Below are 22,730 nucleotides of genomic sequence, written 5' to 3'. Positions count from 1 at the left end.
GACAACCCCCCCCCCCGCCGCCGGGGGGGGGGGTATTTTTTGGGGGCCGCCCCCCCCCCCCGGGGGGGGGGGCCCCGGGGGGGGGGGGGGGGCCCGTTTTCAGCTGTCGATGAGGCTGCCGATATCGCAGTCACTCCCCCCTCCGTCGGCTTCGCCGACACCTCCCCCAGAGGGGGAGGATCGAAAAAATTACGTTTGTGACCCCATCCCCGCCGTAATCGGCCACCATAAGGGTTGCGAGGGAACGCTTGTCGGTTTTAATGCCGACCTCCAAGTCTCTAGGGGATATCCGACCTATGCGCCTTGCGCTCGCCAGCCTGATCGCCCTCGGCGTCGTTTCGACCGCCGTCGCCCAGGAGCAGCCCGCTCCCGCCGCCGCCCCGGCTCCCGCCCCGGCCGCCGCGCCCGCTGATCAGGCCGCGCCTGCCGATCAAGCCACGCCCGTCGTCCCGGCGCCCGCCGCCGGCACCCCGGAAGCCGCCGCCGCCGCGGCCGCCCCGGAAGCGGTGCGTCCGCCCCCGCCGACCGACCCGGTCTCGGTGAAGATCCTCAGCGTCCTCGACACCATCTGCAAGCCGGCCGTGGTCGGCGGCGACTTCAACGCCCTGGCCAAGGCCGCGGGCTTCAAGAAGAAGCGCGACCTGTGGACGCTGGACCTGGGCAAGCCCTACCAGATCGTCCTCGACAACCCGGGTTCGAACAAGAACGTCTGCACCCTGAACGTCCAGCACGCCCAGGGTCCTGACCAGGCCCAGCACCTGGCCACCGCCCTGCACGACTGGGCGACCTGGGAAAACAGCCCGCAGCTGAAGCTGATCCGCAACGACCAGCTGGTCACGGACGTCAAGCGCCTGACCGTGACCTGGGACAACAACGCCGCCGGCGGCAAGGCCGGCCTCGTCTACGTCCGCATCAAGAAGCTGGACGACAGCTCGATCGGCAAGAACTTCGAACAGGCCCAGATCCTCTACACCACCCAGTGATGGTGCGAGGCTCTCGGAGCTGAAACGCGAAAGGCGCGGAGGGTGACCTCCGCGCCTTTTTCGTTGTCCGGGGAGACCCCCTCCGGCCCTCCGGGCCACCTCCCCCGGAGCGGGAGGATCGTTCTTCTCCTCCCCCGTTTCTCGGGGAGCTGCAGGGACAGCGACTGAGGGGGCTACGCCGCCGCCCGGTCCTCAGCCGCGATGAAGTCCAGGCACCGCTCGGCCACCGCTTCCCAGCCCGGCTCGCCGGGCAGCCAGTGGCTCATCTCGGGGAACTCGTGGAACACCCCGCCCAGGCGGGCGGCGGTCTGGCGGACGGTGGCGGGCGGGTGGACGACGTCCTGGCCGCCGGCGATGGCCAGCACCGGGGCCTTCACCGGGCCGGGGCTGGTGGTCATGAACGGATCAAGCCACCAGTTCAGCGTCTCCCACAGCGCCCGGCCGCTTTCGGCCGTCATGCGGGCATAGAGGGCGCGGCGCCGCTCGCGCGGCAGGCGGTCGAGGCTGTAGCGGCGCACGACGCCGTAGTCGGGCGCGATGGCCTGTAGCCAGTAGGGGCCGAGGGCATAGAGGCTGACGGCCGACACCGCCTCCTCAAGGCTCGCTCCGTGCACGCCCCAGGGCGGGGAGGGGGCCAGCAGGATCAGGCGCTCCACCGGCGCGCGGCCGGCGGCAAGTTGGGCCACCAGGCCGCCCATGGAGTGACCGATCAGGATCGGCGGCCGCTCGCACGACCGGATCAGGCGGGCGATGTCACGGGCATAGTCGCTCATCGACAGGCCGACGACCGAACCGCCGGGACCGCGTCCCGGCAGGTCGGGGGTGAGCACCTTGTGGCCGGCGGCCTCGAACGGCTCTCGAAAACTGTCGAACGTCCAGCCGCCGCAGAAGGCGCCGTGGACCATGATCACCGGAGCCTTCACGCCCGCCTCTTAGGTCAACCCCGCCCGTGTGACTGATACGGACGTTTCAATGGAGCCTACACGCTCTTCTTGCCGCGTGGCGAAGTTTTGGCGGGCGTCGTTGTCGCAGCCTTCGGCTTCGACGCGGTCTTGGCGGCCGTCCTTGGCTTGGCCGCGGCCTTGGCCGGCTTGGCGGCGGGGACCTCGGTCGCCTTCGTCAGCTCCGGATTGACGTTGTTGCGGATCTTGGTCGCCGCCGGCTTGGCGGCCGCGGCCTTGGCCTTGGGAGTCGGCTTCGCGGCCTCGGGTTTGGTCGTTTCCGCCGCCACGGCCGCCTTCGGCTTGGCCGGAGCCTTCGCGGACTTGGCCGCGGGGGCGGCCTTGGGAGCCGCCGTGACCTTTGCCGAGGGCTTCGCGGCGGGCTTGGCCGTTTCCGGCGCGACCGGCGGCTTGGCGGTCGTCCCGGCCTTGGGAGCGGCCTTGGCGGCCGGCGCCGGCGGGGTTTCCGCAGGCGGCGCGGCCTTGGCCTTGGCGGGCGTCTTGGACGCGGCCTTCGCCGCCGGCTTGGCGGCCGGTTCGGCGACCACCGCCTTGGCCCGGCTGGGCGTCTTGGCCTTGGCTGGGGCGCGAGGCTTGGGCGCCGGCGTGGCGACGGCGGTCGGCTCGGCGGCGGGCGCGACTTCCGGCTCAGGCGCCGCGACAGGCGCGGGCTCGGCCTTGGCCTTTGACGGCGGCGCCGACGAGGCCGGACCCAGGCCCTTTTCCGACAGCCACGACTGCACGGTCGCCAGCAGGGCGTCGCTGCCCGGCTCGTCGATCAGCCAGTGGGCGTGGTCGGGATATTCGCGGTAGTCGGCGCCGGCGTACTTGCGGCCGACCAGGCGGACGTCCTCGACCGGCGTGGTGCGGTCTCTCGCCCCGGCCAGCACCAGCACCGGCACGGTCACCTTGGCGGCGTCCACATGCACGGTGCGCGAGGGATCGCGGTCGGGATAGGCCAGGTCCTGCAGCACCCGGCCGGAGTCGTAGACGGCCTTGGCGTAGAGGGCGTCGTGGCGGGCGGCCGGCACGGCGTTGACGACGCCGAACTTGAAGCCGGTCTTCCACATCTTCACCGGCTTGGGCGCGCCGCCCTGGGTCAGCACGGCGTTGAGGAAGGTGATGATCGGCGACAGCTTGGGCTTGCCGCGCGCGTCGGCCGGCGAGGCCGGGGCGAACAGCACGATGCCCGAGGCCAGGCCGCTCTCGGCCAGCTTCTGGGCGATCAGGCCGCCCATGGAATGGCCAAAGACGATCGGCTTGACCCCGTCGCGGGCCGCCGTCACGGCCGCCGCGGCGCTGAGTTCGGCCACATAGTCGGCCAGCGACAGGCCGGCCAGGTCCGGCGAGGGCGGTCCGGCCGTGCGCAGGGCGGGCCGGATGGTCGGCGTCTCGACCGCGTAACCCGCCTTGCGGAAGGTGTCGGCCACCGGATCCCAGCTGTCGCCAGCCATGCCGTAGCCGTGGATCATCAGGATGGTTCTGCTCAAGGCCCGCGTCTCCCAAACCCCATTGGGGCATGGCGCGCGGGCCTTCGGTGTCAGGCGACGCGCGCGAACCCCGAGAAAGCGGCGACCATCTGTTCGTAGACGCCGCGCTTGAAGGGTACGATCAGTTCGGGCGTTTCGTCGAGAGCGCCCCAGCGCCAGGCGTCGAACTCCACCTCGCCGTGGGCGGCCAGGTCGATCTCGGCCTCGTCGCCGGTGAAGCGGAAGGCGAACCACACCTGCTTCTGGCCCAGGTATCCGCGCGCGCGCTTGGAGCCCATGAAGTCGGCCGGATAGTCGTAGGTCAGCCAGCCCTCGGTGCGGCCCAGAAGCTCGGCCGACTGCACGCCGGTCTCTTCATAGAGCTCGCGGCGGGCGGCGGTTTCCAGGTCCTCGCCCTCGTCGACCCCGCCTTGCGGCAGCTGCCAGTTGTAGGGCGGTTCCTGCTTGTGGCGCATGCCCAGCCAGACGCGGCCGTCGGTGGGGTGGAACAGGGCGACGCCCACATTGGGGCGGTAGAGCGAAAGGTCGATGTCGGCGATCATCGCTTGGCGATAGCCGAAGCCGGCGCCAGTTGCACGCCCCGCGCATTGAGGCCGCCGGCCCAGTTGCGCACCTGGCTGATGGTCACCGGATAGGCGAAGCCCACGCCCAGCGACTGGCCGCGCGCGCTGGCGCCCGACTCCAGGGCCCGCAGCTGGCCCTCGATGGCTTCGGCCGACAGGTCGTCGTCGATGCCGCGCTCGGCCGAGGCGCGGGGGATCGGGCCGCCGCGGCGGGCGGCCGCGCCGTCGTCGACGAAGGCCAGGCCCCGAGCCTTCAGGGCCGTGGTGAAGGTGGCCATGGCCGGGTCGGAGGCCAGGAACTTCGAGCCCAGATAGTTGGTCAGGCCGAAATAGCCGGTGGCGCGCGACATCAGCCATTCCAGCTTGCGCACCGTCTCGTCGGGCCGGTTGGCGGCGATCAGGGTGTAGGGGCCCGGATCGTTGGCCGGATAGTCGTTGGGCTCCATCGGCGTCTCGAGCAGCACCTCGTGGCCGTGCGAGCGGGCCAGGTCGATCCAGCCCTGAAGGCCCTCGGCGTAGGGGGCGAACGACAGGGTGATTTCGGGCGGCAGGGTCTCGATGGCGGCGCGGGTTGTCTGGGCGTTGAGGCCCAGGCCGCCGATCACCAGGGCCACGCGCGGGCGGCCGTCGGGAGTGAACGGGCGGGCATAGGCCTCGGCGACGGTGCGGCCGTCGGGCGCGATCACCGGCAGCGGGCCGCCGCCGGGGCCTGGGGCCGACAGGCCGGGCAGCGGGGCCTGGACCAGGGCGCCGCCCGACGCAACCGGCGCGGCGGCCAGGTCGGTGAAGGCTTCGGGCGCCTCTTCGGTCGACGCCTGGCGGGCGAAGGGCTGGGTCGACAGGTCCATCTGGCCCGGCAGCAGCGGGGCTTCCTCGGCGCCTTCGGCGGCCAGGGCCTCGCGCCAGCCGTCGGGCGCGCCCTTGGTGGCGCCGATATCCGACAGCGACAGGCGGATGACCGGGGCGCCGGCCTTGGGGTCGCCGGTGACCAGCACCAGCACGGCCAGGGTGAGCAGGAACAGGAAGGCCGCGCCGCTGGCGCCGATATAGGGATTGGCCGCGGCCGCCATCAGGCGCGCGCGCAGGTTGCCGCCGTCGGCGGACTCGGGCGCGGCGGCGGTGTAGGCGGGCTTGCGGGAGAACACGGCGGCCATGGGATGGGCTTAGCGGGCAAGCTTCCAAGATATGGTTAACAGGGTTCGCCCAAACCTGCGGCGAAATGGCGATCCGCTGCTTTTCTCAGCGAAGCGCGGCGCGGAAATGACCGTCAGGCGAGGTTGGGCGCAAAAGCGGTGGCCAAGCCTTCCCGCCGGTCGATCCTCGGGCGCAAGCTTCTCGTGAGGAGACCTCGCCATGAGCCTGACCGAGTTCGCCTGCTTCACCGATCCTTCGCGCGCCGAAGACCGCGCCGCGTGCCTGGCCGCCGTGCTGCGGGCCGCGGCGGGGCTGGCCGTCGGCCTGGCCGTGGTGGTGATCGCGGCGTTGGGGATGAGCTGAAGCTACCCTCTCCCAGAGGGAGAGGGCGTGGGAGGGTGTGGGGTTACGCTGTTTGCGGTCCCATCACCCTTCAGTCGCAGTCTTATCCGGAAAAGTCCCTAACCCCTCACCCTCCCATGCTGCGCATGGGCCCCTCCCTCTCCCTTTGGGAGAGGGATCAGGGTGTTACTTCTTCTCGACCGGGGGCTTGCCGCCGACGGCCGCGGCCTTGGCGGTGACCTCGGCGATCTTGGGCTGCGGCTTGGGCAGCTTCGGCACGGCCTCGACCGAGCCGGCCTTCAGAACGGCCAGGGCCCGCGACAGCTGGAAGTCGTCCTTCTTCTCGTCGAAGCCGGCCGGCGGCGCCTCGGCCGGGACGTGGGCGCCCTTGCGGGTCTTGCCCTCGTCGGCGTTGAGCGCGTTCTTGAAGCTGGCCTCGCTGAACCACACGCGGTTGGCGATGTCCTGAGCCTGGTCCTTGGTCTGGGCCACTTCCAGGTCGGGCTCGATGCCGGTCTTCTGGATCGAGCGGCCCGACGGGGTGAAGTAGCGGGCCGTGGTCAGCTTCAGGGCGCCGTCGGCGCCGCCGCGCAGCGGGATCACGGTCTGCACCGAACCCTTGCCGAAGCTGGTGATGCCCACCAGCTCGGCCCGGTGGCGGTCCTGCAGGGCGCCGGCGACGATTTCGGCCGCCGAGGCCGAGCCCTGGTTGATCAGCACCACCATCGGCAGGCCGTTCAGGATGTCGCCCGGGGTGGCGTTCAGGCGCTGGATGTCGCGCGGATTGCGGCCGCGCTGGCTGACGACCTCGCCGCCCTCCAGGAACAGGTCGGCCACGCCGCGCGCCTGGTCGAGCAGGCCGCCCGGATTGTTGCGCAGGTCGAAGACCAGGCCCTTCATCTGCGGGTTCTTGGCCTGCAGGTCCTTGATGGACGCGGCCAGGGCGTCGGTGGACTTCTCGTTGAAGCCGGGCAGGCGCACGTAGCCGTAGTCGCCTTCCATGCGGGCGATGGCGGCTTTGGGCTTGATGACCTCGCGCACCAGCTTCAGTTCGATCGGATCGGACTTCTCGCGGGCGATGGTGATGGCCACCGTCTCGCCGGCCGGGCCGCGCATCTGCTTGACGGCCTCGTTGACCGTCAGGCCCAGCACCGACTGGCCGTTGACGGCGGTGATGTAGTCGCCGGCCTGGACGCCGGCCCGGGCGGCGGGCGTGCCGTCCATCGGCGAGATGACCTTGACCACGCCTTCCTCGCTGGTGACCTCGATGCCGAGGCCGCCGTACTCGCCGCGGGTGGTGTCCTGCATGTCCTCGAAGCTGTCGGGCGACAGGTAGCCCGAGTGCGGGTCGAGGCTGGTCAGCATGCCGTCGAGGGCGGCTTCGATCAGCTTCTTGTCGTCGACTTCGGTGACGTACTGGTCCTCGACGGTGGCGAGCACGTCGCCGAACAGTTCGAGCAGCTTGTAGGTCTTGGCTTTCTGCGAGGGGATGGTCGCTTGGGCGATGGGGCTGACGTAGGCCATGGTCCCCGCGCCGAGGACGAAGGCCGAAACACCGATGAGCAGGTACTTGCGCATAAGGCCAGAATGGCTCCCTGGCGGCGCGGACGCCGCGTTCGATACTCAAGCGGCGCGAACGCCGCCTCTTATACTCCGGCCCCGTCCATCCCCGACGCGGGCCGCGTCATGATGAACGCCCATCATTGCTGAAAAAGTCGTCTACCGCGACTCCTGCTTCAGCCAGCGCCCCGGATCGGCCGGAACGCCGTTCTCACGCACTTCAAGATAGAGCTCCGGCTCCAAAGGTCCACGGTCCGTCATGCGTCCGAGACTGGCGCCGGCTGCGACTGATTGTCCGGGCGCCACCGAAACGTCGGCCATGCCGGCCATGACCAGATGGTAGGCGCCCTGGGCGCGGACGATCACCACCATGTCCCAGCCGTTCAGCGGGCCGGCGTATTCGACCGTGCCGGCGACGGGGCTGCCGACGCTCTGGCCCTTGGCGGTGCGGATCGACAGGCCCTCGGCCTTGCCGCCCACGGGCAGGGCGTCGCCCCAGCGGCGGACGGTCTCGCCGGGCGCGGGCGCGCGCAGCACGAGCGGGCCGGTGGCCGCCCCCGTCGACAGGCCGTCGGTCAGGGCGCCCAGGGTCTGGCGCTCCTGGTCGGCGGCGATGGCGTCCTGGGCGTAGGCGCGCTCCAGCTGGGTCTTCTCGACGATCATCCGCTCCAGCTCGCCGCGGCGGTCGGCCATGGCGCTCTCGGCGGTGAACAGCTGCTCGGAGGCGGCGGCGGCCTCGCGGCGCAGGGCCCCGACGGCGCGGGCCTGGCGAGCGTAGGCCTCGGCGCGGGCCTGCAGGTCGGGCGTCATGGCCCGGATCAGGATCGCCGCCCGCACCGCGTCGCGGGCGTCGCCGGGATTGACCAGCAGGGCCGGCGGCGGATTGCGGCGGAAGAGCTGCAGGGCGCTGAGCAGCCGGGCCAGCTGACCCCGGTCGCGCCCCAGTTCGCCGATCAGCGCCGACTCCCGCCGGTGCAGGGTCTCCAGCCGGGCGCGCTTGACGTCGACGTCAGCCCCCGCCGAGACCTGCTGCTGGTTCAGCCGGGCCAGCTCGGCCCGCAGGTCCTCGATCTCGCGACGGGTGTCGGCGGCCTGCTGCAGGTCGCGGGTGCGCTGGTCGCCGATCTGCTGCGCGACGACGGCCCCCGCTCCGGCGAGGAGCAGGGCGCAGGCGCTGGCGGCGAGGATCGCGGGGCGACGGGGCATAGAATCCCTATCTGCCTGAGGGCGCAGCGGTTTCAAAGGCCTTGCCCCACCAACCGCCCGTCATTGCCGCCCTTGTGGCGGCAATGACGGGAAGAGAAGTGGAGGGGCCGGCCCCGCAGCTTAATCGCGATGATACGGCGAGCCGCCCAGGATGGTGGCGGCGCGGTAGATCTGTTCGGCCAGCATGGCGCGGGCCAGGGCGTGCGGCCAGGTCTGCGGGCCGAAGGCCAGCAGTTCGTTGGCTTGGCTGAGGATCGACGGGTCCAGCCCGTCGGCGCCGCCGATCAGGAACACGATCCTGCGCTGGCCGTCGTCGCGCAGCCGTTCCAGCCGGCCGGCGAAGGCCCGCGAGGTGTGGACCTTGCCGTGCTCGTCGCAGGCGACGACATAGGCACCTTCCAGGTGGGGGCGCAGCACCTCGGCCTCGGCGGCCTTGCCCGGCTTGCGGGCCTCGACCTCGAGGATCTCGACGGGCCCCAGCGCCAGGGCGCGGCCGGACGCCGTGGCGCGGGACGCGTAGTCCAGCGCCAGCTGCGCCTCGACCATGCGGCCGAGCTTCCCGACGGTGAGGATGGTGATCTTCATTTTGGGGAGAGCGTGGCGAGACCCCGCCCCGAGCGCTGCTCAGGGGCGAGGCCCGTCCTGCGAGAGATCAGTTCGACGAAGCCGCCGGCATCCGGTGCGGGGCGTCGACGGCCCAGATCTTCTCGATGTTGTAGAAGCTGCGCACTTCGGGGCGGAACAGGTGGACGACGACGTCGCCGGCGTCGATCAGCACCCAGTCGCAGTGCGGCAGGCCTTCGACCCGGGCCTTGCCCAGGCCATGGTCCTTCAGCGCGCGCAGCACGTGATCGGCAAGAGCGCCGACGTGACGATGCGAGCGGCCCGAAGCCACGATCAGGCTGTCGGCCACGGAGCTCTTGTCCGTCAGGTCGATGTGGACGATGTCCTGGGCCTTGTCGTCGTCGAGGCGGTCCAGGATCAGGCGCTCCAGCGCCTTGATGTTCAGGTCCGTACTGAGCGTCGGATTTTCAGTCGAGGATTCGGCCTTGGCCGTTCCCTCGTGCGCCGTCGGCGCGGGGTCGCTACGCAGCGGAATGCTCCTTATTGGCTTCGCGCAAAGCCCCTCATAGCATGGAAAGACTCGAAACGTGAGGGGGATCGTGGTCGCAGGTCCGCCGGACGCGGATTCCTGGCCTTGCACCTCGTCGCGCGCTAGAGCTTCGGACGGGGTTCGAGGGGGTGTTGATGAAGTGCGAGGTCGAGGCGGGGCTGGTGGTCGAACGCCTGCGCAAGCTGGGTCTCATCGCCCTCCTGTCGGTCCTGGCCGCGCCGCCGGCCCTGGCGGCCGAGCCGCCGCTGACCTTGAAGGCGTTGCGCGACCTGCCGCCGGCGCAGATCGTCGCCCGCGCCTTCGCCTCGTCCCTTGAGCCGGATCCGCGGGCCAGGGTCACGGACACCGCGCCCGACAGCTACGCGCTGGACAAGGTCGAGACGTCGCTGGCGCCGCGCCCGGTCGCCGACCGCGTGTGCCGCCAGCAGGTCCTGACCTTCCGGTTCGCGCCCCAGGCCGCCACGGCGACGCATCGCACCATCGATCCGCCGTCCGTCGTCGACCGGCTGACGCTCGCCGAGCACTACCTGTTGGTCGCGCCGGGACGGTCGGATTGCGCCGGCGCGGCCTGGCCGCCGTTCCGGGCCTCTTCCGACGCCGTGGCCGGCCTCGGGGTCCGCCGGTTGGAGGCGTTGCTGGCCGCGCCAGAGCGCTGGCGGTTCAGCTGCGTTCAGCCCGGCTGCGATCTTTCCAAGGTGCGGGTGCAGGACCTGCGCGGCGTCTGGGGCGAGGCGGGCGGCGAGCTGATGCTCAACGGCGAGATGGCCGGGCGGACGGGCTGGACCATCACCATGTCGGCGAAGGACGACGTCGCCGTCCTGTCGACCGGACCGACGCCGCCGAGCTAGGGCCGGCTCAGCCCTTGGTCTGGCGCGCCCGCAGGGCCGTGGACGAGGCGAAGTTCAGCGGGCCGGTGAGATAGACCCAGGCCGGGACGTCGGCGTCGGCGATGGTCGCCGCGGCGCTGGCCGGGCGGCGGGCGAAGGCGAAGCGGCGGGCGGCCGGCGAGGAGCGGGCCTTCAGCGCGGCCCACGGCCGCGAGACCACGGCCACGGGGACCTCGCGCATGATCTGGGTCCAGCCGCGCCAGCGGTGGAAGGTGGCCAGGCTGTCGGCGCCCATCACCCAGACGAACTTCACGCCCGGGAAGCGGGCCTTCAGCACGCGCAGGGTGTCGATGGTGTATTGCGAGCCCAGGCGCGTCTCGGCGTCCGAGACGATCATGCTCGAGCCGCGCGCCCAGCGGCGGGCCTCGTCCATGCGCTCGGCCAGGGGCCGCGTCTCGCGCGAGGATTTCAGCGGGTTCTGCGGCGAGACCAGCCAGATCACCTTGTCGAGGTTCAGGCGATGCAAGGCCGTCTCGGCCACGTGGGCGTGGCCCTCGTGCGCCGGGTTGAAGCTGCCGCCGAACAGCCCGACGCGCATGCCCGGCTCCAGATGGAAGCCGAGGCGATGGGCGCTGGGGCGGCCGGCCTCAGGGACGAGTCTGGCCGGTCCCGCGAACCACATACTTGAACGTCGTCAGTTGCTCGGCCCCGACCGGACCGCGGGCATGAAGCTTGTCGGTGGCGATGCCGATCTCGGCGCCGAAGCCGAACTCGCCGCCATCGGCGAACTGGGTGGAGGCGTTGACCAGCACGATGGCGCTGTCGACCTGGCTGACGAACCGCTCGGCGGCGGCCACGTCCTCGGTGACGATGGCGTCGGTGTGGCCAGAGCCGTAGGCAGCGATGTGCCGGGCCGCGCCATCGACGCCGTCGACCACGGCCACGGCGATGATCGGGGCCAGGTACTCGGTGGTCCAGTCTTCGACGCTGGCGGCCTTCAGTTCCGGCTCGATGGCGCGGGCGGCCGCGTCGCCCCGGATTTCGCAGCCGGCCTTGATCAGTACGTCGGCGATCGGCGGCAGCAGCTTGCCGGCCGCGGCGCGGTCGATCAGCAGGGTTTCGGCCGAGCCGCACACCGAGACGCGGCGCATCTTGGCGTTCAGCACGATGTCGGCGGCCTTCTTCAGGTCGGCGGCCTCGTGCACGAAGACGTGGTTGAGGCCTTCCAGATGGCCCAGCACCGGGGCGCGGGCCTCGGCCTGGACGCGGGCGACCAGGCTCTTGCCGCCGCGCGGGATGATCAGGTCGATCGACCGATCCAGGCCCGACAGGATGGCGCCGACGGCGGCGCGGTCGGTAGTGCGCACCATCTGCACCACCTCGTGCGGCAGGCCGGCGGCGGCCAGGCCCTTCAGCACGGCGGCGTGGATGGCGAGGTTCGACTCGATGCACTCCGAACCGCCGCGCAGGATCACGGCGTTGCCCGACCGCAGGGTCAGGGCCGCGGCGTCGGCCGTCACGTTGGGACGGCTTTCGTAGATCATGGCGATGACGCCGATCGGCGTGCGCACGCGGGCTATGTCCAGGCCGTTGGGACGCTGCCAGCGGGCGGTCTCCACGCCCAGGGGGTCGGGAATGGCCGCCACGGCCTCGACACCGGCGGCCACGCCTTCCAGGCGCTGCTCGTTGAGCATCAGCCGCTCGATCATCGGCGGGGTCAGGCCGTTGGCGCCGGCCTTTTCCAGGTCGCGGGCGTTGGCGGCCAGGATGGCCGGGGCCTCGGCGCGGATGGCGGCGGCGATGGCGGTCAGGGCGGCGGTGCGCTGGGCTGGCGTGGCGAGGCGGAGCGCGCGCGCGCCTTCGCGGGCCGCCTGGCCCATCGCCCTCATCGTCGCCTGCAGGCCCCCGGCCGCGTCGTCCATGGCTCGTCCGTCCCCGGATATGCTCAGATTGAGGCTTACCTAGGCCCTTTGGAGCGTGGGGGAAATGGCCAATTGCTGGCGGTGGTCCGAGAAAGCTTGAACGGCATGTCAGGATCTCCCGACATAATGTCAGGTTGACATGACATTATGCTCGTGTCAGGTTTGCCTTACATCAACGGGAGGCGAGCCATGCTGGCCATCGGAAAGTTCCACACCTCGGCGCACAAGCGCTACGTGATCCGCACCATGGCGTTCATGATCCCCTATGTGCTGGTCAATACCGGCGCGATCTTCGGGGCCTTCGACGACATCAGGACGCCGGTGGCGGCCTGGGCGCTGGCCCTGGTGGTCTCGGCGCCGGTGGTCGGTCAGATCTGGGCGACCCTGGCCCTGATGGCCGAGTCCGACGAGTTCGTCCGCGCGCTGGTCGCCAGGCAGTTCATCGTCGCCTCGGGCGTGGCCATGGCCCTGTTCTCGGTCTGGGGCTTCGGCGAGAGCTACGCCCACGCCCCGCACCTGCCGGGCTGGCTGATCTATCCGCTGTTCTGGGGCGTGTTCGGGGTCGTCTCGCCCTTCATCCGGAGCACCCGATGAAGAACCGCCTGAAACTGCTGCGCGTCGAGCGCGGCTGGACCCAGGAGCAGATGGGCCAGGCCCTGGGCGTCTCGCGCCAGGCGGTCAACGCCCTGGAGACCGAAAAGCACGATCCCTCGCTCGACCTCGCCTACCGGATCGCCGCCGTCTTCGAGCGGCCGATCGAAGAGATCTTCGAAAACCCGCACGTCCGCTGAAGACGTTCCCCGAAAGCTAGGAGACCCCCATGTCGCTCGCCTTCCTCGGCGGCCGCGCGGTCGCGCGCGCCTGCATCATCGTCCTGATCGTCCTCTTGGGCCTCGGGATCGCCGTTTCCGTCGCCCGGGCGCAGCCCGCCTTGGCGAGCGACCGCCTGTCGGTCGAGGTCGTGGGGCAGGGGCCCGACGTGGTCCTGATCCCGGGCCTGGCCTCCTCGCGCGAGGCGTTCCGGCCGCTGGCCGACAGGCTGAAGGCCACGCACCGCGTGCACCTGGTGCAGCTGTCGGGCTTCGCCGGCCAGCCCTGGACCGGCGGCGACGGCCCGTTCGTCGACCCGGCTGTCGAGGCCCTGGCGGCCTATATTCGTTCGGCCGGCCTCAAGCGGCCGGCGGTGATCGGCCACTCCATGGGCGGCCTGTCGGGCCTGCTGCTGGCCCAGCGTCACCCCGACCTCGTTGGCCGGGTGATGACCGTCGACACCCTGCCGTTCTACAGCGCCATGTTCGGCCCGACCGCCACGCCGGCCAGCGCCAGGCCGTTCGCCGACCGCATGGCGGCCGGGATCCTGTCGGCCAGCCCCGAGGCCTTCGCCGCCCAGCAGGCGGCCGCCGCCAAGGGCCTGTCGAAGACCCCGGCCATGCAGGAGACTATCGTCGCCTGGTCGCTGGCTTCCGACCGCAAGGCCGTGGCCAAGGCGATTTCCGAAGTGATGACGCTGGACGCCCGTCCGGGCCTGGCGGCCATGAAGACGCCGGTCACCGCTCTCTATGCCGTCGACGCCGAAGGCGCGCTGCCGCCGGCCGTGGTCGGGGCGCTGTGGATGCGCGAGTACGACGCCCTGCCCGGTGTGAAGCTGGTCCGCGTCGACAGCAGCCGCCACTTCATCATGGCCGACCAGCCCGAGGCTTTCGCCAAGGCGGTCGAGGGGTTCTTGAAGTAGAAGATCCTCCCCCTGAAGGGGGAGGTGTCGCCGAAGGCGACGGAGGGGGAAGTCTCTTGGAGATTGGCCGGTTCAGCGGAAGCTGAAAACGACCCCCCTCCGGCCCTCCGGGCCACCTCCCCCAGAGGGGGAGGATCTTCGGCGTAGATGCTCCCCCTCTGGGGGAGCTGTCGGCAAAGCCGACTGAGGGGGTCTTACCCCCCCACCGCCAGATCATCCGCGTGGATCATCGGGCCCTCGGTGAAGCCCAGCTCGGCCTCGATGGCGTCGCTGCGCAGGCCGGCGATCTTGTGGGCGTCGGCGCTGTCGTAGCGCACGAGGCCGCGAGCGACCTCGCGGCCGGTCTCGTCGCGAACGCGGACGGCGTCGCCCTTGTCGAATGGGCCCTCGACGGCGCGGACCCCGGCCGACAGCAGGCTCTTGCCGGTCTTCAGGGCGGCCACGGCGCCGGCGTCGACCGTCACCCAGCCCTGCGGGGCCAGCGAGCCGGCGATCCAGGCCTTGTAGGCGGCGGCGGGCGAGGCGGCGGCCTCGATCAGGGTCGCGGGCGCGCCCTCCTCGATGGCGGCCAGCGGACGCGGGCGCGAGCCCAGGGTGATCAGGGTGGCGCAGCCGGCGGCGCGGGCGATGCGGGCGGCGGCGATCTTGGTGGCCATGCCGCCGGTGCCCACGCCGGCGGCGGCGTTGGCGCCCTCGGCCATGGCGGCGATCGCCGGGGTGATCTCCGAGACGCGCGGAATGTGGGTGGCGGACGGATCGCGACGCGGGTCGGCGGTGTAGAGGCCGTCGATGTCGGACAGCAGCACCAAGAGGTCGGCGCCCGCCAGCTGGCCGACGCGGGCGGCCAGGCGATCGTTGTCGCCGTAGCGGATCTCTTCGGTGGCCACCGTGTCGTTCTCGTTGACCACCGGAACCACGCCCAGCGACAGCAGGGTCTCGACCGTGGCGCGGGCGTTCAGCCAGCGACGGCGGGTCTCGGTGTCGTCGCGGGTCATCAGGATCTGGGCGACGCCGACGCCGTGCGGCTCGAAGGCCTCTTCCCAGGCCCGCATCAGCAGGCTCTGGCCGGCGGCGGCGGCGGCCTGCTTTTCAGGCAGGGTGATCTTGCGACCGGACAGGCCCAGGCGCCGGCGTCCCAGCGCCCCCGCGCCGGACGAGACCACGACCACCTGCTTGCCGGCCGCGCGCAGGGCCGCGGCGTCGGCGCAGAACGCCTCCAGCCAGCCCTTGTTGGCCGCGCCGGTGGCGGCGTCGACCAGCAGGGCCGAGCCGACCTTGAACACGATCCTCCGGGCCTGGCCCAGAGGTCCCCCGACCCCCAGGTTCACGGCTGCCAGCCCCCCGGCGTCTCCTCGACGTGGTCCTCGTCCTCCTCGATCTCGGCCACCGCGTCGCCGCGGCGCACACGCACCTGGCGATAGGCCGCGCGCAGGAGCTCGGTGACCCCTTCGCCCGACACGCCTGAGATCAGCAGCGGCTTGACGCCGGCGACGGCTTCCAGCTCGGCCTGCTTGGCCGCGCGGGTCTCCTCGTCCAGGGCGTCGATCTTGTTCAGCGCCAGGATCTCGGACTTGTCGCCCAGCTCGTCGCCATAGGCCTCGAGCTCGCCGCGGATCGTGGACCAGGCGCCGACGATGTCGTCCTGGGTGGCGTCCACCAGGTGGATCAGGGTGGCCGAGCGCTCGACGTGGCCCAGGAACCGGGTGCCGAGCCCCGCGCCTTCCGACGCGCCCTCGATCAGGCCGGGGATGTCGGCCAGCACGAAGCGCTCGCTGGTCGACAGGTCCACGACGCCCAGGTTCGGGGTCAGGGTGGTGAAGGGATAGTCGGCGATCTTCGGCTTGGCGGCGCTGGCGGCCGCCAGGAAGGTCGACTTGCCGGCGTTGGGCAGGCCCACCAGGCCGACGTCGGCGATCAGCTTCAGCCGCAGCCAGAGCCAGCGCTCCTCGCCTTCCTGGCCGGGGTTGGCCCACATCGGGGCCTGGTTCACCGGACCCTTGAAGTGCAGGTTGCCCCAGCCGCCGTTGCCGCCCTTGGCCAGCAGCACGCGCATGCCCGGCTCGTCGAGGTCGACGATCAGGGTCTCCTTGTCCTCCTCCAGCACTTCGGTGCCGACGGGGACCTTCAGGACGATGTCGTCGCCGGCCGCGCCGTGGCGCTGGCGGCCCATGCCGTGCACGCCGGTGCCGGCCTTGAAGTGCTGCTGGTAGCGATAGTCGATCAGGGTATTGAGGCCCTCGACGGCCTCGATCCAGATGTCGCCGCCGCGACCGCCGTCCCCGCCGTCGGGGCCGCCGTATTCGATGTACTTCTCGCGTCGGAAAGACACCGACCCGCCGCCGCCGTTTCCGGAGCGGATGAAGATCTTGCATTGATCCAGGAATTTCATGCGCGTCTTTTGTCCCAACACGGGTTTCGCGTCGAGCAAAATGGGCTTTGCGCAACCTGTGGAACGCGCGACCAAGCGCCGCCCGTGTCGATATTGCGACAAACAAGCGCTGCCCTGAACGCTGTTCGGCGTCGTGACGAAATGTTAAACACGCGGTGCGACAAACGGTCTCGGGGCGAAAATTCTCTATTTCTCGTGGAGGGGGGAGGCGTCCGTTGTCGACGGAAGCGAACGTCAGGGATGAACTCGATCAGGACCTCAAGGACCTGACGCTGCAGACGCTGTGCCGCAAGTATGCGGGCGAGGCGTCCATCCACCGCAACATCCTGATGAGCCGCGGCACCGGCGTGACCGGGACGTGGCGCGACTTCCGCGCCTTCCTCGGCGACATCGGCACGCGACCGTCCGAAAACCACGTCCTGGTGCTGATCAACCGGCTCGAGCGCACCTATGGCCCAGGCCGCGCCCGCTGGATGACGCCCGAGGAGCAGGCCGCGCACGAGGCCGATTTCGACCGCGTCCAGGCCGAGAAGAAGCGCGAGGCCCAGAAGATCGAGCACGAGGCCGCCGCCATCCGCCGAGCCAAGGCCCCGAACGCTCCGAATTTCGGCCAGTTCACGCCAATGGCCGGCCAGCAGGTCAGCTTCACCGACGTGGCCAGGAAGCTGAACATCCCGGTCGGCGCCCTGTCCAAGACCATGGCCGGCGGCCGCAGCGCCGACGAGCTGGTCAAGCGCGCGGCCAGCGCCGCCGAAGTGATCAATACCGAGGCCAGCTGGCTGCCGCCGGATCCGGCCCGCAAGGCCAACTTCTTCGAGGCCTTCCGGATCTGGCACATGCAGGTGCAGCCGCAGTTCAGCCGTGCGGCCACCCCGACCTTCCTGTTCCTCTACATCGCCCTGCCGGTGATGAAGGAATGTCGTGACGAGCTGGTCGACCTGAACCTGTGGAACCCGCTGGGCCAGCGGGCCCTGACCGCCCGCGACAACCACATCTCGTGGAAGAAATACTGCGAGTTCATGCCGAGGGCCCAGGTGGCGATGATGGAGATTCCCATCTACGCGACCTATTCGCTGCTCAGCGACCTCGACGCCCTGTGCGAGCGCATCGTCACCGCCGAAAAGCGGTTCCGCGAAGGCCCGCAGAAGGTGATCCACACCCACCGGGCGGCGTAATGAGATCCTCCCCCTGAAGGGGGAGGTGTCGGCGAAGCCGACGGAGGGGGCAGTAACTGCTCCCCGCCGGCGACTTCGTTGAATTCAACAGAAACTTCCCCCTCCGGCCCTTCGGGCCACCTCCCCTTTCAGGGGGAGGATCTTCAGCGCGGCGCCTTCAGCCCCGTCTTCACGGGCGCCTCGCGGTCGATCGTCAGCCAGCCGTCCTTGCCGACCGTCAGCTCGCCCAGCTGGATCACCGTGCGCTGGTTCCACACCGGATCGGTCTTGGCTTCCTCTTCCTTGCCCTGGCCGACGAAGTAATAGAGCAGCGCCCGGCCGTCGTTGACCACGACGTCGGGATGGTGGCCGAGGTCGCGGTCGGTGGCCTGGCTGCCCGGCTTGTCGAGGATGAAGCCCGGCTGGCGCTCCCAGGTCACGGCGTCCTTGGAGCGCAGCACGGCAAGGCCCTTCCAGGCGTCGGCGATCATCCACCAGGACCCTTCGAAGAAGAACACCTTGGGGCCTTCGCCGGCGAAGTCGGCGACGAAGGCGGGCTGGCGGGTCCAGGTCTTCAGGTCGGGGCTGTCGGCGAAGAAGATCCGGCTGTCCTTGCGCTCGTCCTTGAACCACATCCGGTAGCCGCCCTGCGGGGCCTTGATGACGCCGGCGTCGATCACCCGGTCCGAACCCAGCTCCAGGGTGTCGGCGCAGGCCCAGGCCTTCAGGTCGGTGGAGGTCAGGTGAACGATCTTCGCGCCGGCTTGCGGCAGGTTCCAGCGGTGGAAGATCCCCGGCACCACGGTCAGGAACATGTGGTGGACGCCGTTCTCGGTGAAGATCTCGGGCGCCCAGAGGGTTTCACCGGTGCAGGCGGCGGGGATGTTCGCCGTGCCGGCGTATTTCCACGACAGGCCATCCTTGGAGGTGGCCACGCCGATGGCGGTGGCGTGCAGCCAGGCGACGTCCTTGGGGTCTTCCAGTTTCAGGGTGGCGCGGCGGTTGGTGTAGAACATCCGCCACAGCTTGTCGGTCCTGTCCCAGGCGATGGCGACATCGGCCGCGCCGTCGAACACCGGGTCGCGATAGAGCGGCTTCTGGGCCTGCGCGAGCGCGGCGGCGGGCGCGGTGAGGGTCAGAGCCAGCGCCAGACCGGCCAGAACACGACGATGCATGATGCCTCCCATATTATGGGCTTGTATCTTACATGATGTGCGCTCGTATCTCTACCTCCCGTCATTCCCGCCCTCGTGGCGGGAACCCCTCTGTCAGCCGCAAGGGCAGGAGGGGCGGCGTGCTCAGCACGCCGCTCGCGCCTGACGTGGAAGCGGAGCCAGGGTTTCCCGCCACGAGGGCGGGAATGACGGGAGTAATGGGGGAGGGCTTTCTCAGGCCAGCCAGACCATCATCCGCGTGGGCACGCTGGCCCCGCGCGAGACCGAGTCCTTTTCCGCGACGACGCCGGTGTAGAGGAAGCCGGCCTTGACCAGCACCTGGCCCGAGGCGGGGTTGTCGGCGAAGTGGCCGGCGACGACCAGCTTGCGCCGCCAGTCGTGGGCGGCCCAGGACAGCGCGCCTTGCAGGGCTTCGGTGGCCAGGCCCCGGCCCCAGAACGGCCGGCCGATCCAGTAGCCGACCTCGAGCCGGCCGTCCTCGTTGGGGAAGAAGCCCAGCACGCCGACGACGCCGGCGTCCTCCAGGTCGATGACGAAGGTGGCGTTGCGGCTCCAGTCCTGGGCCTGGACCCGGGCCACGAACTCTTCGGCGTCAGCCTGGCCGTAGGGCCAGGGCATGCGGGTGGTCATCTTGGGGATGGCGTAGTCGGCGCCCAGGCTGGCGATGCGCGGCGCGTCGGACATGTCCGGCGCCCGCAGGGCGAGCCGCCGCGTCTCGATGACGGGACTTCTTTCGATCACGCACATGGCGCGTCTCCCTTTCCCGGCCCTTCTTCACGCGAGGCGCCGATACTGCGACGCGCCTCAGATAGTGCGGGACCGTGACGCTCCAATTGCCTGGATGAGGCTTTTTCTGGAGCATGGACAAACAAAAGCGGGGAGTCCGCCGTCCGGACTCCCCGCTTCGTATTCGTCGCGTCCGGATCGTCTTCGTTTAGGAAGCACGATCCGAAGAGAGACTTCAGATCGTACTATTCGGCGGCCTGGGCCACCGGGGCCACGGTCACGTAGGTACGGTTCTGCTTCTTGGTCACGAAACCCACGGCGCCTTCGACGAGGGCGAACAGGGTGTGATCCTTACCGATGCCGACGTTGGCGCCCGGATAGAACTTGGTGCCGCGCTGACGCACGAGGATGTTGCCGGCGAGAACCTTCTCGCCGCCGAACTTCTTTACGCCAAGGCGCTTCGATTCCGAGTCGCGACCGTTGCTCGACGAGCCGCCAGATTTCTTGTGAGCCATGATGCTCTCCTAATCTTTGACCTGGTTTCCGACGCGCGGACCTAGGTCAGATCAATCCAAAAAGATCCTGGCGGATCTTAAGCTTCAGCTTCCGGAGCGGGGGCGGCGGCCTTCTTCGGCGCGGCCTTCTTCTTCGGAGCGGGGGCGGCTTCAGCCTTGGCGGCCGGAGCTTCCGGGATGGTGGCCGGGACAGCGGCGTCGCCGAGACCGCGGGCGCGGGCGTCGAGGATGACCTTCGGGGTCAGGTCGATCGTACCTTCCCACTTGCTTTCCTTGCCGGCGCCGGCGACCGACGTCACGCGCAGGACCGTTTCGGCCTGGCGGTGACCGCGGGTGCGGCGGTAGCCCTGACGGCGGATCTTCTTGAAGATCTTCACCTTCTCGCCCTTGCGGGTTTCGATCAGGGTGGCGTTGACGACGGCGCCGTCAACGGTGGGGGCGCCGACCGTCACGGCCTCGCCTTCGCCCAGCAGCAGAACTTCGCCAAAGGCGACTTCCGCGCCAGGTTGACCGTCGAGCTTCTCGACGACCAGCAGGTCGCCGGCTTGGACCCGGTACTGCTTGCCGCCGGTTTTGATGACCGCGTACATAGGTTAGCGCCTTAAATAACGTGCTGTTCGCAAAATACGGAACGCCCGCTAGGAAACCCGGCGGGCGAGAGGGGCGCACTTATAGCGCCGAAAGCCTGTGAGTCAACGGCCAAGGGAGCCTCTAAAGCCCTTGACTGGATTCAAGGGGAAGCCTGTGTCGCGCCGCCCGCATGACTCCGCTAGCTCGTTATTTTGTAACAGGCTATAGCGCGGGCGTGACGTCCGCCTTCTTCGCCTCGATCGCGGCCACCGGCTTCATGGTGGCCTTCCTGCACGCGGCCCTGCCAACCCATTGGCTGCCGTTCGTGCTGGTCGGCCGCGCGCAGAAATGGTCGGCGGGGCGCACTCTGGGCGTGACCCTGCTGGCGGGGCTTGGCCATGTGGGCCTGACCATCCTGCTGGGCCTCGTCCTGGTGATCGCGGGCCTGGCGCTTGAGCCGAAGCTTGGCCACCTGTTCCACTGGATCGTCGGCGGGCTGATGGTGGCCGTCGGCCTCTTCTATATAGCGCGCGGGCGCCACAGCCACGCCATGCCCGAGGCCGGCCGGCGGACCTACGCCTCCGATCGAGCGGCGATCACGGCCCTGGTGGTCCTGCTGACCCTGTCGCCATGCGAGGCCTTCCTTCCCTACTACCTGGCCGGGATGAAGCATGGCTGGGGGGCGTTCCTGCTGCTCAGCATCGTGCTGCTGGCGGCCACCGCGGCGGGCATGCTGCTGTTCACGGGCCTGTCCCTGGCCGGCGTGCGCCGCCTGAACCTCGACTGGCTGGAGCGCTACGAGGAGACGATCCTGGGCGTGGCCCTGGTGCTGGTCGGCCTGGCGGTGGCGTTCCTGAAGACGTGAGGCGAGGGGCTCCTCTCGTCACCATCATTTAACGCCCGTCATTCCCGCCCTTGTGGCGGGAACCCCTCTATCAGCCGCAAGGGCGAGAGGGGCGGACTGCTGTGCAGTCCGCTAGCGCTTTCACGTGCGAGCGGAACCAGAGGTTCCCGCCACAAGGGTGGGAATGACGGGAAGTGAGGGAAGAAGGGGCGCTGCGATCCATCCCCCGCTTCCTCTTCCGCGTTCGGGCCCCTAAATACCCGCCATGACCCAGACTGCTCCCGCTCCCGGCAAGATCCCCGTCACCGTGCTGACCGGCTATCTCGGCGCCGGCAAGACCACGCTGCTCAACCGCATCCTCACCGAGGAGCACGGCAAGCGCTACGCCGTGATCGTCAACGAGTTCGGCGAGGTCGGCATCGACAACGACCTGGTGGTCGGCGCGGATGAAGAAGTGTTCGAGATGAACAACGGCTGCGTCTGCTGCACGGTGCGCGGCGACCTGATCCGGGTGCTGTCGGGCCTGATGAAGCGCAAGGGCGGCTTCGACGCCATCGTCGTGGAGACCACGGGCCTGGCCGATCCGGGCCCGGTGGCCCAGACCTTCTTCGTCGACGAGGACGTCAAGGCCCGCACCTATCTCGACTCGGTCACGGCCCTGGTCGACGCCAAGCACATCATGCTGCGCCTTTCGGACAGCAAGGAAGCCGTCGAGCAGATCGCCTTCGCCGACCAGATCGTGCTCAACAAGACCGACCTCGTCGACGAGAACGACCTGCGCCACGTCGAGGCCCGGATCCGCAAGATCAACCCGCTGGCCCCGATCCACCGCGCCGAGCGCTCGAACGTTCCGCTGAGCGCCATCATCGGCAAGCACAGCTTCGACCTGGAGCGGATCACCGAGCTGGAGCCGGACTTCCTCAACCCCGCCCACGGCGAGCCGGGCCATGTGCATGACGAGCATTGCGGTCATGACCACGGCCATCATCACCACGACCATGACCACGTGCACGACGAGCACTGCGGTCACGACCACCATCACCACGATCACGCCCATGGGCACGACCACAAGAGCGACATCCACGACGACGGCGTCAAAGGGATCTCGCTGACCCTCGACAAGCCGGTCGACGGCCAGAAGGTCACCGTCTGGCTCAACGAACTGCTGGCCGCCAAGGGCGTCGACATCCTGCGCGCCAAGGGCATCATCGACGTGAAGGGCGAAGAGCGCCGCCTGGTGTTCCAGGCCGTGCACATGATCCTGGAAGGCGACTTCCAGCGTCCCTGGACCGACAAGGACAACCGCTACAGCCGCATGGTCTTCATCGGCCGCGACCTCGACGAGGCCGAGCTGAAGAAGGGCTTCGAGGCCTGCGTGGCTTGAGGCCGTTAGATGCTCCCCCTGAAGGGGGAGCTGTCGCGGAGCGACTGAGGGGGAAGACGGTCAGGTTCAGCGGAAGCTGAAAACGGGGCCCCCCCCCCCCCCCCCGCCCCCCCCCCCCCCCCCGGCGGGGGGCGCCGCAAAAGCAGGCGCACAGCGGGG

Annotated in this window: 25 protein-coding genes; 9 read left to right on the top strand and 16 right to left on the bottom strand. The window is 69.8% G+C overall.

The window, feature by feature from the left end; translation table 11 throughout:
- Positions 1 to 296: 296 nt before the first annotated feature.
- The gene (locus tag V6S85_RS22145) at positions 297 to 983 is read left to right on the top strand and encodes a hypothetical protein (RefSeq protein WP_116567008.1); all 687 of its coding nucleotides are present in this window, start codon (positions 297 to 299) and stop codon (positions 981 to 983) included.
- A gap of 173 nt (positions 984 to 1,156) precedes the next feature.
- On the opposite strand, the gene V6S85_RS22140 is transcribed toward V6S85_RS22145, so the two are convergent.
- The 4 genes from V6S85_RS22140 to V6S85_RS22125 are packed head-to-tail and all read right to left on the bottom strand — an operon-like array spanning position 1,157 to position 5,131.
- Entirely contained in the window at positions 1,157 to 1,906 is a 750-nt protein-coding gene (locus V6S85_RS22140; protein ID WP_116567009.1) for an alpha/beta fold hydrolase, read from the bottom strand.
- Positions 1,907 to 1,962: 56 nt separating this feature from the next.
- On the bottom strand, positions 1,963 to 3,414 hold the full coding sequence (locus tag V6S85_RS22135) for an alpha/beta hydrolase (RefSeq protein ID WP_334350262.1): 1,452 nt from the start codon (positions 3,412 to 3,414) through the stop codon (positions 1,963 to 1,965).
- Positions 3,415 to 3,464: 50 nt separating this feature from the next.
- Complete coding sequence (locus tag V6S85_RS22130; RefSeq protein WP_442885726.1) at positions 3,465 to 3,956, bottom strand: RNA pyrophosphohydrolase; 492 nt, start codon at positions 3,954 to 3,956, stop codon at positions 3,465 to 3,467.
- On the bottom strand, positions 3,953 to 5,131 hold the full coding sequence (locus V6S85_RS22125; protein ID WP_334350261.1) for a divergent polysaccharide deacetylase family protein: 1,179 nt from the start codon (positions 5,129 to 5,131) through the stop codon (positions 3,953 to 3,955). The genes V6S85_RS22130 and V6S85_RS22125 overlap by 4 nt, the downstream gene beginning before the upstream one ends.
- 199 nt (positions 5,132 to 5,330) lie before the next feature.
- Between V6S85_RS22125 and V6S85_RS22120 the strand changes: the two genes are divergently transcribed.
- Positions 5,331 to 5,474, top strand: coding sequence for a hypothetical protein (locus V6S85_RS22120; RefSeq protein ID WP_334350260.1), 144 nt, complete (start codon positions 5,331 to 5,333; stop codon positions 5,472 to 5,474).
- Positions 5,475 to 5,639: 165 nt separating this feature from the next.
- On the opposite strand, the gene V6S85_RS22115 is transcribed toward V6S85_RS22120, so the two are convergent.
- The 4 genes from V6S85_RS22115 to rsfS all read right to left on the bottom strand — a co-directional run bounded on the left by V6S85_RS22115 (position 5,640) and on the right by rsfS (position 9,312).
- Positions 5,640 to 7,031, bottom strand: a complete 1,392-nt coding sequence (locus V6S85_RS22115) for a S41 family peptidase (RefSeq protein WP_101717023.1) — start codon at positions 7,029 to 7,031, stop codon at positions 5,640 to 5,642.
- Between the two features lie 141 nt (positions 7,032 to 7,172).
- On the bottom strand, positions 7,173 to 8,219 hold the full coding sequence (locus V6S85_RS22110; protein ID WP_116567017.1) for a murein hydrolase activator EnvC family protein: 1,047 nt from the start codon (positions 8,217 to 8,219) through the stop codon (positions 7,173 to 7,175).
- 120 nt (positions 8,220 to 8,339) lie between these two features.
- On the bottom strand, positions 8,340 to 8,804 hold the full coding sequence (gene rlmH / locus V6S85_RS22105) for a 23S rRNA (pseudouridine(1915)-N(3))-methyltransferase RlmH (protein ID WP_058347733.1): 465 nt from the start codon (positions 8,802 to 8,804) through the stop codon (positions 8,340 to 8,342).
- Between the two features lie 67 nt (positions 8,805 to 8,871).
- A complete protein-coding gene (rsfS, locus tag V6S85_RS22100) occupies positions 8,872 to 9,312 on the bottom strand; it encodes a ribosome silencing factor (RefSeq protein WP_164467475.1) in 441 nt (146 codons plus the stop codon).
- A 155-nt stretch (positions 9,313 to 9,467) separates the two neighbouring features.
- Between rsfS and V6S85_RS22095 the strand changes: the two genes are divergently transcribed.
- Positions 9,468 to 10,181 carry a hypothetical protein gene (locus V6S85_RS22095; protein WP_116567020.1) on the top strand — a complete coding sequence of 238 codons (714 nt, stop codon included), beginning with the start codon at positions 9,468 to 9,470 and terminating at the stop codon, positions 10,179 to 10,181.
- Positions 10,182 to 10,188: 7 nt separating this feature from the next.
- Here the strand turns inward: V6S85_RS22095 and V6S85_RS22090 are convergent, their stop codons facing one another.
- On the bottom strand, positions 10,189 to 10,842 hold the full coding sequence (locus V6S85_RS22090; protein WP_058347737.1) for a nicotinate-nucleotide adenylyltransferase: 654 nt from the start codon (positions 10,840 to 10,842) through the stop codon (positions 10,189 to 10,191).
- Positions 10,808 to 12,082 carry a glutamate-5-semialdehyde dehydrogenase gene (locus V6S85_RS22085; RefSeq protein WP_116567024.1) on the bottom strand — a complete coding sequence of 425 codons (1,275 nt, stop codon included), beginning with the start codon at positions 12,080 to 12,082 and terminating at the stop codon, positions 10,808 to 10,810. The genes V6S85_RS22090 and V6S85_RS22085 overlap by 35 nt, the downstream gene beginning before the upstream one ends.
- 189 nt (positions 12,083 to 12,271) lie before the next feature.
- Between V6S85_RS22085 and V6S85_RS22080 the strand changes: the two genes are divergently transcribed.
- Genes V6S85_RS22080 through V6S85_RS22070 form a run of 3 tightly spaced genes read left to right on the top strand, consistent with a single transcriptional unit; the run spans position 12,272 to position 13,814 of the window.
- Positions 12,272 to 12,676, top strand: a complete 405-nt coding sequence (locus V6S85_RS22080) for a hypothetical protein (protein WP_116567027.1) — start codon at positions 12,272 to 12,274, stop codon at positions 12,674 to 12,676.
- Positions 12,673 to 12,873 carry a helix-turn-helix transcriptional regulator gene (locus V6S85_RS22075; RefSeq protein ID WP_116488383.1) on the top strand — a complete coding sequence of 67 codons (201 nt, stop codon included), beginning with the start codon at positions 12,673 to 12,675 and terminating at the stop codon, positions 12,871 to 12,873. Before V6S85_RS22080 ends, V6S85_RS22075 begins: the two co-directional genes overlap by 4 nt.
- Positions 12,874 to 12,902: 29 nt before the next feature.
- Positions 12,903 to 13,814, top strand: coding sequence for an alpha/beta fold hydrolase (locus tag V6S85_RS22070; protein WP_334350259.1), 912 nt, complete (start codon positions 12,903 to 12,905; stop codon positions 13,812 to 13,814).
- Between the two features lie 194 nt (positions 13,815 to 14,008).
- Here V6S85_RS22070 and proB read toward each other — a convergent pair whose 3' ends face one another.
- Together proB and obgE are read right to left on the bottom strand one after the other, a co-directional pair.
- Positions 14,009 to 15,142 carry a glutamate 5-kinase gene (proB, locus tag V6S85_RS22060; RefSeq protein WP_116567031.1) on the bottom strand — a complete coding sequence of 378 codons (1,134 nt, stop codon included), beginning with the start codon at positions 15,140 to 15,142 and terminating at the stop codon, positions 14,009 to 14,011.
- Positions 15,139 to 16,203: a GTPase ObgE gene (gene obgE, locus V6S85_RS22055; protein WP_334350257.1), complete on the bottom strand. Its 1,065-nt coding sequence runs from the start codon at positions 16,201 to 16,203 to the stop codon at positions 15,139 to 15,141. The genes proB and obgE overlap by 4 nt, the downstream gene beginning before the upstream one ends.
- Before the next feature lie 215 nt (positions 16,204 to 16,418).
- On the opposite strand from obgE, the gene V6S85_RS22050 reads away from it, so the two are divergent.
- Positions 16,419 to 17,378, top strand: a complete 960-nt coding sequence (locus tag V6S85_RS22050) for a hypothetical protein (protein ID WP_116488387.1) — start codon at positions 16,419 to 16,421, stop codon at positions 17,376 to 17,378.
- A 143-nt stretch (positions 17,379 to 17,521) separates the two neighbouring features.
- Here V6S85_RS22050 and V6S85_RS22045 read toward each other — a convergent pair whose 3' ends face one another.
- The 4 genes from V6S85_RS22045 to rplU form a co-directional block, all read right to left on the bottom strand.
- Complete coding sequence (locus V6S85_RS22045; protein WP_334350256.1) at positions 17,522 to 18,532, bottom strand: glycoside hydrolase family 43; 1,011 nt, start codon at positions 18,530 to 18,532, stop codon at positions 17,522 to 17,524.
- A gap of 213 nt (positions 18,533 to 18,745) precedes the next feature.
- Positions 18,746 to 19,279 (bottom strand): GNAT family N-acetyltransferase, encoded by a 534-nt coding sequence (locus tag V6S85_RS22040; RefSeq protein ID WP_116567035.1) that lies wholly within the window; start codon positions 19,277 to 19,279, stop codon positions 18,746 to 18,748.
- A gap of 224 nt (positions 19,280 to 19,503) precedes the next feature.
- The gene (rpmA, locus tag V6S85_RS22035; protein WP_101717037.1) at positions 19,504 to 19,773 is read right to left on the bottom strand and encodes a 50S ribosomal protein L27; all 270 of its coding nucleotides are present in this window, start codon (positions 19,771 to 19,773) and stop codon (positions 19,504 to 19,506) included.
- A 77-nt stretch (positions 19,774 to 19,850) separates the two neighbouring features.
- Positions 19,851 to 20,363, bottom strand: a complete 513-nt coding sequence (gene rplU / locus V6S85_RS22030; RefSeq protein WP_116567037.1) for a 50S ribosomal protein L21 — start codon at positions 20,361 to 20,363, stop codon at positions 19,851 to 19,853.
- A 215-nt stretch (positions 20,364 to 20,578) separates the two neighbouring features.
- Between rplU and V6S85_RS22025 the strand changes: the two genes are divergently transcribed.
- Together V6S85_RS22025 and V6S85_RS22020 are read left to right on the top strand one after the other, a co-directional pair.
- Positions 20,579 to 21,208 (top strand): hypothetical protein, encoded by a 630-nt coding sequence (locus tag V6S85_RS22025; RefSeq protein WP_334350255.1) that lies wholly within the window; start codon positions 20,579 to 20,581, stop codon positions 21,206 to 21,208.
- Positions 21,209 to 21,452: 244 nt separating this feature from the next.
- The gene (locus tag V6S85_RS22020; RefSeq protein WP_334350254.1) at positions 21,453 to 22,571 is read left to right on the top strand and encodes a CobW family GTP-binding protein; all 1,119 of its coding nucleotides are present in this window, start codon (positions 21,453 to 21,455) and stop codon (positions 22,569 to 22,571) included.
- Positions 22,572 to 22,730: the final 159 nt, after the last annotated feature.

It is taken from the genome of Caulobacter sp. CCNWLW153, from assembly GCF_036889365.1.
GTDB lineage: Bacteria > Pseudomonadota > Alphaproteobacteria > Caulobacterales > Caulobacteraceae > Caulobacter > Caulobacter radicis.
The sequence above is the reverse complement of the archived record's forward strand: the minus strand, read 5'-3'. Positions and strand labels throughout refer to the sequence as shown.

Coding starts and splice junctions, on each gene's coding strand:
- V6S85_RS22045 (WP_334350256.1), bottom strand. CDS start 18,532: ATGCATCGTCGTGTTCTGGCCGGTCTGGCGCTGGCTCTGACCCTCACC.
- V6S85_RS22090 (WP_058347737.1), bottom strand. CDS start 10,842: ATGTGGTTCGCGGGACCGGCCAGACTCGTCCCTGAGGCCGGCCGCCCC.
- rplU (WP_116567037.1), bottom strand. CDS start 20,363: ATGTACGCGGTCATCAAAACCGGCGGCAAGCAGTACCGGGTCCAAGCC.
- V6S85_RS22130 (WP_442885726.1), bottom strand. CDS start 3,956: ATGATCGCCGACATCGACCTTTCGCTCTACCGCCCCAATGTGGGCGTC.
- V6S85_RS22040 (WP_116567035.1), bottom strand. CDS start 19,279: ATGTGCGTGATCGAAAGAAGTCCCGTCATCGAGACGCGGCGGCTCGCC.
- V6S85_RS22125 (WP_334350261.1), bottom strand. CDS start 5,131: ATGGCCGCCGTGTTCTCCCGCAAGCCCGCCTACACCGCCGCCGCGCCC.
- V6S85_RS22120 (WP_334350260.1), top strand. CDS start 5,331: ATGAGCCTGACCGAGTTCGCCTGCTTCACCGATCCTTCGCGCGCCGAA.
- V6S85_RS22070 (WP_334350259.1), top strand. CDS start 12,903: ATGTCGCTCGCCTTCCTCGGCGGCCGCGCGGTCGCGCGCGCCTGCATC.
- V6S85_RS22095 (WP_116567020.1), top strand. CDS start 9,468: ATGAAGTGCGAGGTCGAGGCGGGGCTGGTGGTCGAACGCCTGCGCAAG.
- rpmA (WP_101717037.1), bottom strand. CDS start 19,773: ATGGCTCACAAGAAATCTGGCGGCTCGTCGAGCAACGGTCGCGACTCG.
- V6S85_RS22115 (WP_101717023.1), bottom strand. CDS start 7,031: ATGCGCAAGTACCTGCTCATCGGTGTTTCGGCCTTCGTCCTCGGCGCG.
- V6S85_RS22085 (WP_116567024.1), bottom strand. CDS start 12,082: ATGGACGACGCGGCCGGGGGCCTGCAGGCGACGATGAGGGCGATGGGC.
- rlmH (WP_058347733.1), bottom strand. CDS start 8,804: ATGAAGATCACCATCCTCACCGTCGGGAAGCTCGGCCGCATGGTCGAG.
- V6S85_RS22110 (WP_116567017.1), bottom strand. CDS start 8,219: ATGCCCCGTCGCCCCGCGATCCTCGCCGCCAGCGCCTGCGCCCTGCTC.
- obgE (WP_334350257.1), bottom strand. CDS start 16,203: ATGAAATTCCTGGATCAATGCAAGATCTTCATCCGCTCCGGAAACGGC.
- V6S85_RS22145 (WP_116567008.1), top strand. CDS start 297: ATGCGCCTTGCGCTCGCCAGCCTGATCGCCCTCGGCGTCGTTTCGACC.
- V6S85_RS22080 (WP_116567027.1), top strand. CDS start 12,272: ATGCTGGCCATCGGAAAGTTCCACACCTCGGCGCACAAGCGCTACGTG.
- V6S85_RS22020 (WP_334350254.1), top strand. CDS start 21,453: ATGACCCAGACTGCTCCCGCTCCCGGCAAGATCCCCGTCACCGTGCTG.
- V6S85_RS22075 (WP_116488383.1), top strand. CDS start 12,673: ATGAAGAACCGCCTGAAACTGCTGCGCGTCGAGCGCGGCTGGACCCAG.